Here is a 10,729-nt window from a genome sequence, read left to right on the forward strand (position 1 = left end):
ATGTCCACGGAAATCTCCGACGCCCTGGTGGTCCCCTCCGCCCACGCGCACACCGGCAAGGGCCTCGGCACCGGCAACCCCGCCGACGCCTTCGTGGTCGAGCCGGCCCGCCAGCGGACCAAGAAGACCCCGCGCCGCACCCGGACCAACTTCGAGATGCTGGCGTGGCTCTTCATGCGCCTGTCCGGCATCGTCCTGGTGGTCCTGATCCTCGGCCACCTGCTGATCATGCTGGTGCTCGACGGTGGCGTCTCCAAGATCGGCTTCGCCTTCGTGGCCGGCCGCTGGGCCTCGCCGTTCTGGCAGGGCTGGGACCTCCTGATGCTCTGGCTCGCCATGCTGCACGGCGCCAACGGCATGCGGACGGTCATCAACGACTACGCCGAGAAGGACTCCACCCGGCTCTGGCTGAAGGGCCTCATGGGCGCCGCAACGGTCTTCACCGTGCTGCTCGGCACCCTGGTCATCTTCACCTTCGACCCGAACATCTAATCGGCAGAGGCCAGAGGCGAGTTAGAACCCCCATGCAGATTCACCAGTACGACACCGTCATCGTCGGCGCCGGCGGCGCCGGCATGCGCGCGGCCATCGAGTCGACCCAGCGCAGCCGCACCGCGGTGCTCACCAAGCTCTACCCCACCCGGTCCCACACCGGCGCGGCCCAGGGCGGCATGTGCGCCGCCCTCGCCAACGTCGAGGAGGACAACTGGGAGTGGCACACCTTCGACACGGTCAAGGGCGGTGACTACCTGGTCGACCAGGACGCCGCCGAGATCATGTGCAAGGAGGCCATCGACGCCGTCCTCGACCTGGAGAAGATGGGCCTGCCCTTCTCCCGCACCGAGCAGGGCCGGATCGACCAGCGCCGCTTCGGCGGTCACTCCCGCAACCACGGCGAGGCCCCGGTCCGCCGGTCCTGCTACGCGGCGGACCGCACCGGCCACATGATCCTCCAGACGCTGTTCCAGAACTGCGTCAAGCACGGTGTCGAGTTCTTCAACGAGTTCTACGTCCTCGACCTGCTGATCAACGAGGGCAGGACAGCCGGCGTCGTCGCCTACGAGCTGGCCACCGGCGAGATCCACGTCTTCCAGGCCAAGTCGGTCGTGTTCGCCTCCGGCGGCACCGGCAAGTTCTTCAAGGTCTCCTCCAACGCCCACACCCTCACCGGTGACGGCCAGGCCCTGGTGTACCGCCGCGGCCTGCCGCTGGAGGACATGGAGTTCTTCCAGTTCCACCCCACGGGCATCTGGCGCATGGGCATCCTCCTCACCGAGGGCGCCCGCGGCGAGGGCGGCATCCTGCGCAACAAGGACGGCGAGCGCTTCATGGAGCGCTACGCCCCCGTCATGAAGGACCTCGCGTCCCGTGACGTCTGCTCCCGCGCGATCTACACCGAGATCCGCGAAGGCCGCGGCTGCGGTCCGGACGGCGACCACGTCTACCTGGACCTCACCCACCTGCCGCCGGAGCAGCTGGACGCCAAGCTCCCGGACATCACCGAGTTCGCGCGCACCTACCTCGGCATCGAGCCCTACACGGACCCGATCCCGATCCAGCCCACCGCGCACTACGCGATGGGCGGTATCCCGACCAACGTCGCCGGTGAGGTGCTGCGCAACAACACCGACGTCGTCCCGGGCCTGTACGCGGCCGGCGAGGTCGCCTGCGTCTCGGTGCACGGCGCCAACCGCCTGGGCACCAACTCGCTGCTGGACATCAACGTGTTCGGCAAGCGCGCGGGCATCGCCGCCGCCGACTACGCGCAGACGGTGGACTACACCGAGCTGCCCGAGAACCCGGCCGAGAAGGTGCAGGCGCTGGTCGAGGGCCTGCGCGAGTCCACCGGCACCGAGTCCGTGGCGCAGATCCGCAAGGAGCTGCAGGAGACCATGGACACCAACGCCATGGTCTACCGCACCGGCGCGACGCTGAAGCAGGCGGTCGAGGACATCGCCGCGCTGCGCGAGCGCTACAAGAACGTCTCCATCCAGGACAAGGGCTTCCGTTACAACACGGACCTCCTGGAGGCCGTCGAGCTGGGCAACCTGCTCGACCTGGCCGAGGTGCTGGCCGTCTCCGCGCTCGCCCGCGAGGAGTCGCGCGGCGGTCACTACCGCGAGGACTTCCCGACCCGTGACGACGTGAAGTTCATGCAGCACACCATGGCGTACCAGGAGGTCGCCGAGGACGGCACCACCTCCATCCGCCTCGACTACAAGCCGGTCGTCACGACCCGGTACCAGCCGATGGAGCGTAAGTACTGATGAGCACTCCTACTGCGGAGAAGCACTCGGCCGCTCTGGACGCGGCCGAGGCGGGCGGCGTCCAGCTGATCACCGTCACCTTCCGGATCCGCCGGTTCAACCCGGAGGAGCACCCCGACCCGGTGTGGGTCGACTACCAGCTGACCCTGGACCCGAAGGAGCGCGTCCTGGACGCGCTCAACAAGATCAAGTGGGAGCAGGACGGCACCCTCACCTACCGCCGCTCCTGCGCGCACGGCATCTGCGGCTCCGACGCGATGCGGATCAACGGGCGCAACCGGCTGGCGTGCAAGACCCTGATCAAGGACGTCAACCCGGAGAAGCCGATCACGATCGAGGCCATCAAGGGCCTCACGGTCCTCAAGGACCTGGTCGTGGACATGGACCCGTTCTTCCAGGCGTACAAGGACGTCATGCCGTTCCTCATCACCAAGGGGAACGACCCGACCCGCGAGCGCCTGCAGTCCGCCGAGGACCGCGAGCGGTTCGACGACACCACCAAGTGCATCCTGTGCGCCGCGTGCACGTCGTCCTGCCCGGTCTTCTGGAACGACGGCCAGTACTTCGGCCCGGCCGCGATCGTCAACGCGCACCGCTTCATCTTCGACTCGCGCGACGAGGGTGCGGAGCAGCGGCTGGAGATCCTGAACGACCGTGAGGGCGTCTGGCGCTGCCGGACCACCTTCAACTGCTCGGAGGCCTGCCCCCGCGGCATCGAGGTCACCAAGGCGATCCAGGAAGTGAAGCGGGCCCTGGTCACCCGCCGCTTCTAGTTCCTGCCCGAGCACGCCGAGGCCCCGTCCGATCACCCGATCGGACGGGGCCTCGGCGTTGCGGCTACTCGGCGGCGGGCTCGCGGCGGGTGGCGCGGAGGCCGCGGAGGCCGACGGCGCCGACGGCGACGCCGAGGACGAAGGAGGTCACGGCGAGCAGGAGGTGGATCCAGAAGAACGCGGTCGGCTGGGAGTGGTCGCCGTCGGTGAAGGCCTGGCCGCCGGAGTCCTTCCAGAGGTTCTTGACGAAGGTGATCCAGATGATCATGGACCAGACGCCGAAGGCGGTCAGGAACCAGGAGGTGCGGCGGCTGAGCTTCATGGAGCGTCCTCGGCGGCTGAGGTGAAGATGGTGTGCGGTTCCAGTATGCGCAGGCGGCCGTTCGGCGTACGGTGGCCCCCTCCTGTGGAGGACGGGCCCGAAGGGGCGGACGGCGGCGGCCCCGACTGGGTACGGTCTGCTGGTGCCCACACGCCGTAAGCTCGCACACCTGCTCGTCGCGTACGCCGCGGCGCTCCCCGTCCTCCTCGCCGCCCCGGTGGCCGTCGCGGCCCCGCACGAGCCGCCGCCCCCGCCGGCCGCGATCGGGGGCGAGAGACTGGGGCTCCCCGGTGCCCAGGTGGCACCCCTGCCCGGCGCCCCGGCCCTGCCGGGGGATCTCACCGGGCGGTCCTGGATAGTCGCCGACGCGACGTCAGGAGAGGTGCTGGCGGCCAGCAACCCCCACCTGCGGCTCGCCCCGGCCAGCACCCTGAAGATCCTCTTCGCGGACACCGTGCTGCCGAAGTTCGACCGCAACCTGGTGCACCGGGTCGAGGACGCGGAGATCCAGGGGATCGGCGCCGGCAGCAGCCTGGTCGGCATCAAGGAGAACCTGGACTACCGGGTCGAGGACCTCTGGCGCGGGGTCTTCCTCAGCTCGGGCAACGACGCGGTGCACGTCCTGTCGCACATGAACGGCGGGGTCCAGCAGACCGTCGCCGAGATGCAGGCCCGCGCGGACGCGCTGCAGGCCCGGGACACCCGGGTGATCTCCCCGGACGGCTACGACATGGACGGCCAGCTCTCCTCGGCCTACGACCTGACCCTGTTCGCCCGGGCCGGGCTTCGCAATCCCGACTTCCGGATGTACTGCGCCACCCGGGACGCGCAGTTCCCCGGCGCGGTGGACAAGAACACCGGGCAGCGGGGCAGCTTCGGGATCGCCAACACCGACCGGCTGCTCGGCAAGTACCCGGGCCTGATCGGCGTGAAGAACGGTTTCACCACCGAGGCCGGCTCGACCTTCGTCGGCGCCGCCGAACGGAACGGCCGCACCCTGCTGGTGACGGTGATGCACCCCTCGACGTACCAGAAGGTCTACGACGAGACGGCGGCGCTGCTGGACTGGGGGTTCGCGGCGGCCGACAAGGTCACCCCGGTCGGCAGGCTGGTGGACGAGGCGCCGGCCGGCGGGGAGCCGACCGGACAGGCGGGGGGCACCGCCGGTGCGCCCGCGCCGCCGCCGCACCCCTCGCCGAGCGCCTCCCCGACCGCCCCGGCGGCCGCCGCGGCCGGTGGTGACGGGGGCTCGGGCCCCGGCCCGGCCGGCTGGGTGGGGATCGCGCTGGCCCTCGCGGCGGGCGGCGCCGGTGCGCTGTTCCTGCTGCGGCGGCGCGGCGGCCCCGCCGCCGACTGACGGCGGTGCCGTCGGGGGCCCGGTCTCACTCCTGGGGCCGGGCCTTCGGCGTGCCGTCCCCGCCGTCCCCGTCACCCTCACCGTTCCCGTCACCCCCGCCGTCCTTGCCGTCCTTGCCTTCCTTGCCGCCCTTGCCTTCCTTGCCCGCGGTGGCGGCGTCGTCCCGCTCGGCCGCCTCCGCCTCGTTCGCGGCCTTCAGCATGGCCCCGGCGCGCTCGCGGGCCCGGTCGCGGGCGGCGGCCGGGTCGGCCAGCGCCGTCCAGGCGACGCAGTACATCAGCAGCCGGGAGACGAAGTTGATCCAGAGCAGCAGCGCCACCGGCACCCCGAAGGCCCCGTAGAGGCTCTTGCCCGCGACCGAGCCCAGGTAGGAGGCGAGCAGGATCTTCAGCAGCTCGAAGCCGACCCCGCCGATCAGCGCGCCCTGCACCACGTCCCACCGGTGCTGGCCGCCGATCCGGGGGAAGGGCGCCAGCAGGTAGGCGAAGAGCACCATGTCGGAGGCGACGGCGATCAGCAGGCCGACGCCGGTCAGCAGGTAGCCGCCGGGCCCGCCCGTCCCCAGGCCGATCCAGCCGGCGATCCGGCCGGCCAGCGTCGTCCCGGCGGCCGAGGCCGCCAGCGAGAACAGCGAGACCAGGCCCAGGCCGCCCAGCACCAGGCAGTCCCAGGCCTTGCGCAGGATCGGGTTGCCCTCCTCCTCCGGGAGCTGCCAGACGTCCCGGATCGAGGTGCGCATGGTGTCGACCCAGCCGAGGCCGGAGATCAGCAGCAGCACGCCGCTGACCAGGCCGACGGCGCCCGCGTTGGCCACCAGCGAGTTGAGGTTGAGCGCGTCCGAGATCCCCGGCAGCTGGTCGGAGATGTGCTTCTGGATCTCCTCGACCCGGGAGTCGGTCAGGGTGGCGACCGCGATCGCCAGCGCCACGGTGAGCAGCGGGAAGAGCGCCAGGAAGCCGAAGAAGGTGACCGCGCCCGCCAGCCGGTTGCCGCGCGCGGCGGTGAAGTGCTCGTACACGCGGTACGGGTGGCTGCGCAGGACCCGCGCCACGAGCGGGCCGATGACCGGGAGCCGGGTGAGGAAGTCCACCTGTCCGGTTATACCGGCCGTTCGCCCGAACGGCCGTCAGGCTCGGCGGGCCGCAAGGGGTTCGATAGGCGCCGCGGCCGCCGGGGTCAGCGCTTCAGCAGACGGCGGGCCCCGGCCAGCACCCGGACCGTGCGGTAGGCGCCGTACCGGCCGTGGCTCAGCAGCTCGGTGCGCACCCCCGCCACCCCGGCGGGCGGCGTGTAGCCGGCCGGGCGCAGCCGGGCGCAGTGCTCGGCGGCCCGGCGGAAGTACTCGCGGCGGTCGCGGGGCGGGACCCGGCCGGGCTTGGAGACCACGGTGTTCAGGTGGTGCAGCATCCGGCCGTAGACCACCGGGCGCCAGCGGTCGAGGTCCGGGCGGCCGTCCAGGAAGGCGAAGACCAGGTCGTACTGGGCGAAGACGTCGAAGTGCTTGCGCGAGGCGGTGGCGAGGATGTTGCCGCCCTCCTGGCGCTGGCGGTAGTGCACGCCGACCTGGTCGAGCAGGGTGATGCTCCCGGCGGCGAGCAGCGCCGGGTAGGTCCAGGGGGTGTCCTCGTAGTACCCGGCGGGGAAGGTGAGGCCCTGCTCGGCGACGAAGCCGCGGCGGTAGGCCTTGTTCCAGACCACCTGGAGGAGGTCCAGCAGGTCGGGGCGGCGGTCGAGGTCGAAGACGTCCGGGGAGTCGGCGCCGAAGACGTGCGCCGAGGCGGCCTTGGTGATCCGGCCGTCGGCGTAGGTGCGGGCGTAGTCGTAGACCAGGACGTCCGGGTCGCCGCCGGCCGCCAGCCGGTCGTCGACGGCCTTGAGCAGGCCGGGGGTGAGCGTGTCGTCGCTGTCCAGGAAGATCACGTAGTCGCCGGTGGCGACCGCCAGGCCGGCGTTGCGGGCCCGGCCGAGGCCGACGTTCTCCGCCAGGTGCAGCACCCGCACGCGCGGGTCGCGGGCGGCGGCCTCGTCGAGGATCGCGCCGCAGCCGTCCGGGGAGCGGTCGTCCACCGCGATCAGTTCGAAGTCCGGACCGCCCTGGCCGAGCACCGAGTCGAGGCACTCGGGAAGGTACTCCTCGACCTTGTGGACGGGGACGATGACGCTGAAGCGGGGCATGGCCACAGAGTAGTGGCCCCCCGGACGGCCGGACCCACCGCGCCCGGGCACCCGGTCCGCCCGCGGGCGGACCGAAGGCCCCGGAGGGCGCCCGGGACCGGACGGTAGGATCGGTGGGCACGTACGCACCGGTTCAAAGTGCGGCCAGACCCCGACCGGGCTGCCACGCTCCTTCCCAAGAAAGGCCTGCGTAGCCGATGGCTCCCCGCCTCTCCATCGTCGTTCCGATCTACAACGTCGAGCGCTACCTCGTGGAATGCCTCGACTCGATCGCCGCCCAGACCTTCACGGACTTCGAGTGCGTCATGGTCGACGACGGTTCGAAGGACGGCAGCGCGGCACTCGCCGAGGCGTACGCCGCCAAGGACTCCCGGTTCCGGCTGGTCCGCCAGGTGAACAAGGGCCTCGGCGCGGCCCGCAACACCGGCATCCGCCACATCGACCCGGACGGCGAGTTCCTCTGCTTCGTCGACTCCGACGACTCGATGCCGCCGAGCGCCTACGAGCTGATGATCAACACGCTCGACGAGACCGGCTCGGACTTCGCCACCGGCAACGTGCTGCGGTTCCGCGCGGTGGGCTACTACCAGTCCGGCGGGCACTCGCGGCCGTTCAAGGAGACCAGGCTCAAGACCCACATCACCGAGATCCCCGCGCTGGTCACCGACCGCACGGCGTGGAACAAGGTGTACCGCCGCTCGTTCTTCGACGCGGCCGGCATCCTCTACCCCGAGGGCATCCTGTACGAGGACGCCCCGGTCAGCGTGCCGCACCACTACCTCGCCACGAGCGTGGACGTGCTCTCCGAGCCGATCTACCACTGGCGCGAGCGCGAGGTCGGCGAGATGTCGATCACACAGATGCGGACCAACCCCAAGGGCCTGGTCGACCGCGTCACCTCGGTGGAGCTGGTCCGCACCTGGCTGAAGAAGCAGACCGACCCGCGCTTCGCCGAGTACCTGCGCTCCTACGACGAGAACACCCTCGTCGAGGAGATCCCGATGTTCTTCTGGTCCGTCGTGGACGGCGACAAGGAGTACCGGGACGCCTACCAGAAGAACGTCGGCCGGCTGCTCCGCTCGATCGGCCCCGAGCAGGTCCGCAAGCTGCGCGCGCCGCTGCGGCTGAAGTACCACCTGACCCTGGCGGGCCGGATCGACGAGTTCGTCGAGCAGATCAAGTACGAGGGCGAGAGCAACGGCGGCGTCGCCGCGCGCGGCCTGCTGCGCCCGTACGCCGACTACCCGTTCCTGCGCGGCGGCCGCAAGAGCGTGCCGGCCGGCATCCTCAAGCTGGACAACTCGCTGGTGATGCGCAGCCGGCTGTACGAGTCGGCCTGGGAGGGCGGCAAGCTGCAGCTGACCGGGCACGCGTACCCGGAGCAGCTGGGCGCCGAGAACCGGCACGACATGGTCCGGGTGCTGGTGCTCCGCGAGACCAAGGGCCGGCGCGTGCTGGCCGTGCCCACCAGGACGCAGTACAGCCCGGAGGCGACCGCCAGCTGCCACCACGACCTGTACAACTGCGACTGGGCCGGCTTCACCGCCGCCATCGACCCCAAGCGGCTCAAGCACCGGGGCCAGTGGAAGGACGGCAACTGGCGCGTCCTGGTGGCCGGCGCCGGCAAGGGCGGCGTCTACAAGGGCCGGATCTCGGCGGGCTGGAGCGACACCGCCCAGTACCTCCCCGCGCACTGGGTCGAGCCGGACGTGCGGATCGTGCCGTGGGTCCGCGACGGCAGCGTCTACCTGCGGGTGGAGACGGTCCGGACCAGGGTGACCGGGCTCGCCGTGCGGGACGGCCGGCTGGAGATCTCCGGCGCCGCCCGCTCCGGCCCGAACCTCGCCGGGGCCCGCTTCAAGCTGACCCACGTCGAGTCGGACCGCGAGGTGGTCTACCCGCTGGAGCTCACCGCCCCGGTCGGCACCCTCCAGCCGTTCACCGTCACCGCCCCGGTCGACGAGCTGACCGCCGTCCGCGAGGCCTGGGCCGAGCTGGACCCGGTCGCCCCGGAGCGGGCCCGGGACCGCTGGGACACCGCCATACTGCTCGCCGACGGCAGCACCGTGCCGGTGGCCTGGGACGACCGCAACGCACCCGAGCAGCTGCACCTGCCGCTGAACCCGGACGCCCCGGTCGACGAGCGCCGCGCGCTCTACTCGAAGCCCTCCCCCGGCGGCTACCTCCAGCTCTCCGACCAGCTGCTGCAGCCGGTGGTGACCGAGGTCGCCTCGCGCGGCGCGGACGGCTACCTGCTCAGCGGCACCTTCCCGCTGCCCGGCACGCACCGCTGGGAGCTGGTCGTGCGGCACAACTGGCGCGAGGAGGAGCACGTCTACCCCGTGGAGATCGCGGACGGCGGGTTCCGGGCCGCGCTGCCGGCGGTGCCGACGGCCTCCTTCGCCGGCCGGGTGCCGCTCGCCCAGGGCACCTGGGACGTCTTCTTCCGCCCGCTCGGCGAGCCGGTCGAGACCCTGGCGACCCGCTACGCGCTGATCGCCCCGGAGTGCTTCGCCACCCTGCCGCTGGAGGTGGAGTCGCGCGGCAAGCGGATCGTGCTGGAGCGCCGCCACTACGACGGCCTCTCGCTGGAGTCGCACTCCGCGCTGCTGCCCGAGGAGCGCAGCGGCTTCCGGCAGCGCCAGCTGCGCACCACCGACTACCCGTCGGCCCGCCGGCTCCCGCTGCGCGACACCGTGCTCTACAACGTCGCGCTGGGCGGCCTCTACGCGGACTCGCCGCGGGCGATCCACGAGGAGCTGGTCCGCCGCGGCCTGCCGCTGGAGCACCTCTGGGGCAGCGACGACCTGCAGGCCGAACTGCCGCAGACGGCGGGCGCGATCCGGCTCTGGAGCCCCGAGTGGTTCGAGACGCTGGCCACCGCCAAGTACATCGTCACCAGCGCGCACCTGCCGGACTTCTTCGTCCGGCGCCCCGGCCAGGTGGTCGTGCAGACCTGGCACGGCACCCCGCTGAAGCAGATCGGGTACGACTTCGAGAAGGTCTGGTTCACCGACGCCAACTACCTGAAGGGCGTCGTCAAGGAGGTCCCGAACTGGAGCATGCTGGTGGCCGGCAACAGCTGGTCGGCTCCGGTGCTGCGCCGCGCGTTCGATTTCAAGGGCGAGATCCTGGAGAGCGGCGCGCCGCGCAACGACCTGCTGTTCGCCCCCGACCGGGAGAAGACCGCCGAGCAGGTCCGCGAGCGGCTCGGGCTGCCCGAGGGCAAGAAGGTCGTGCTCTACGCGCCGACCTTCCGTGAGGACCGCCGCCGCCCGAACGGCGGCTACCAGATCGACCTGCGGATCGACCTGGAGGCGGCCAAGGCGGCGCTGGGCGACGACCAGGTGCTGCTGGTCCGCCGGCACAGCGTGATGTGCGGTCAGATCCCCGGTGCCGGAAACGGCTACATCTGGGACGTCGGCAGCTACCCCGACATGGCCGAGCTGCTGCTGATCGCGGACGTCCTGGTCACCGACTACTCGGCGACGGTGTTCGACTTCGCCACCACCGGCAAGCCGGTCCTGTTCTTCACGCACGACCTGGAGCACTACCGCGACAACCTGCGCGGCTTCAGCCTCGACTACGAGGCGGAGATGCCCGGCCCGCTGCTGGCCACCTCCGAGGAGCTGGTCGCGGCGCTGGGCCGGGTGGACGAGCTGACGGGTGAGTACGCCGAGAAGTACACGGCGTTCCGCGAGGCGTACTGCGACCTGGACGACGGCCAGGCCGCGGCCCGCGTGGTGGACGGCATGCTCCGCCAGCAGTAACCGGTACCGCCCCGGAGGCGGGGGGCGCGGGGCCCCCCCCCGCGACGGCGGTCGAACGGCCGGGG

Annotated in this window: 8 protein-coding genes; 5 read left to right on the forward strand and 3 right to left on the reverse strand. The window is 71.4% G+C overall.

The features are described 5' to 3' along the window. Genes ACFWA9_RS14220 through ACFWA9_RS14230 form a run of 3 tightly spaced genes read left to right on the forward strand, consistent with a single transcriptional unit; the run spans position 1 to position 3,040 of the window. Complete coding sequence (locus tag ACFWA9_RS14220) at positions 1 to 492, forward strand: succinate dehydrogenase hydrophobic membrane anchor subunit (RefSeq protein WP_329488023.1); 492 nt, start codon at positions 1 to 3, stop codon at positions 490 to 492. Positions 493 to 524: 32 nt separating this feature from the next. Beyond that, positions 525 to 2,267, forward strand: a complete 1,743-nt coding sequence (gene sdhA / locus ACFWA9_RS14225; protein WP_329488024.1) for a succinate dehydrogenase flavoprotein subunit — start codon at positions 525 to 527, stop codon at positions 2,265 to 2,267. Continuing rightward, positions 2,267 to 3,040, forward strand: a complete 774-nt coding sequence (locus ACFWA9_RS14230) for a succinate dehydrogenase iron-sulfur subunit (protein WP_352291254.1) — start codon at positions 2,267 to 2,269, stop codon at positions 3,038 to 3,040. Before sdhA ends, ACFWA9_RS14230 begins: the two co-directional genes overlap by 1 nt. A gap of 64 nt (positions 3,041 to 3,104) precedes the next feature. On the opposite strand, the gene ACFWA9_RS14235 is transcribed toward ACFWA9_RS14230, so the two are convergent. Then, the gene (locus ACFWA9_RS14235) at positions 3,105 to 3,362 is read right to left on the reverse strand and encodes an SCO4848 family membrane protein (RefSeq protein ID WP_380386846.1); all 258 of its coding nucleotides are present in this window, start codon (positions 3,360 to 3,362) and stop codon (positions 3,105 to 3,107) included. Between the two features lie 136 nt (positions 3,363 to 3,498). On the opposite strand from ACFWA9_RS14235, the gene ACFWA9_RS14240 reads away from it, so the two are divergent. Then, positions 3,499 to 4,719 carry a D-alanyl-D-alanine carboxypeptidase family protein gene (locus ACFWA9_RS14240; protein ID WP_380386862.1) on the forward strand — a complete coding sequence of 407 codons (1,221 nt, stop codon included), beginning with the start codon at positions 3,499 to 3,501 and terminating at the stop codon, positions 4,717 to 4,719. 25 nt (positions 4,720 to 4,744) lie between these two features. On the opposite strand, the gene ACFWA9_RS14245 is transcribed toward ACFWA9_RS14240, so the two are convergent. Together ACFWA9_RS14245 and ACFWA9_RS14250 are read right to left on the reverse strand one after the other, a co-directional pair. Then, a complete protein-coding gene (locus ACFWA9_RS14245) occupies positions 4,745 to 5,809 on the reverse strand; it encodes a YihY/virulence factor BrkB family protein (protein WP_380386849.1) in 1,065 nt (354 codons plus the stop codon). An 86-nt stretch (positions 5,810 to 5,895) separates the two neighbouring features. Beyond that, positions 5,896 to 6,894 (reverse strand): glycosyltransferase, encoded by a 999-nt coding sequence (locus tag ACFWA9_RS14250; RefSeq protein ID WP_329488028.1) that lies wholly within the window; start codon positions 6,892 to 6,894, stop codon positions 5,896 to 5,898. A 197-nt stretch (positions 6,895 to 7,091) separates the two neighbouring features. On the opposite strand from ACFWA9_RS14250, the gene ACFWA9_RS14255 reads away from it, so the two are divergent. Then, positions 7,092 to 10,664 (forward strand): bifunctional glycosyltransferase family 2 protein/CDP-glycerol:glycerophosphate glycerophosphotransferase, encoded by a 3,573-nt coding sequence (locus tag ACFWA9_RS14255; RefSeq protein ID WP_329488029.1) that lies wholly within the window; start codon positions 7,092 to 7,094, stop codon positions 10,662 to 10,664. The last annotated feature ends 65 nt before the right edge of the window (positions 10,665 to 10,729 follow it).

It is taken from the genome of Kitasatospora sp. NPDC059973 (assembly GCF_042737525.1).
Taxonomy (GTDB): Bacteria; Actinomycetota; Actinomycetes; order Streptomycetales; family Streptomycetaceae; genus Kitasatospora.

Excerpts from the sequence above, each read along its gene's own strand:
- ACFWA9_RS14220 (WP_329488023.1), top strand. The coding sequence starts at position 1 with ATGTCCACGGAAATCTCCGACGCCCTGGTGGTCCCCTCCGCCCACGCG.
- sdhA (WP_329488024.1), top strand. The coding sequence starts at position 525 with ATGCAGATTCACCAGTACGACACCGTCATCGTCGGCGCCGGCGGCGCC.
- ACFWA9_RS14230 (WP_352291254.1), top strand. The coding sequence starts at position 2,267 with ATGAGCACTCCTACTGCGGAGAAGCACTCGGCCGCTCTGGACGCGGCC.
- ACFWA9_RS14235 (WP_380386846.1), bottom strand. The coding sequence starts at position 3,362 with ATGAAGCTCAGCCGCCGCACCTCCTGGTTCCTGACCGCCTTCGGCGTC.
- ACFWA9_RS14250 (WP_329488028.1), bottom strand. The coding sequence starts at position 6,894 with ATGCCCCGCTTCAGCGTCATCGTCCCCGTCCACAAGGTCGAGGAGTAC.
- ACFWA9_RS14255 (WP_329488029.1), top strand. The coding sequence starts at position 7,092 with ATGGCTCCCCGCCTCTCCATCGTCGTTCCGATCTACAACGTCGAGCGC.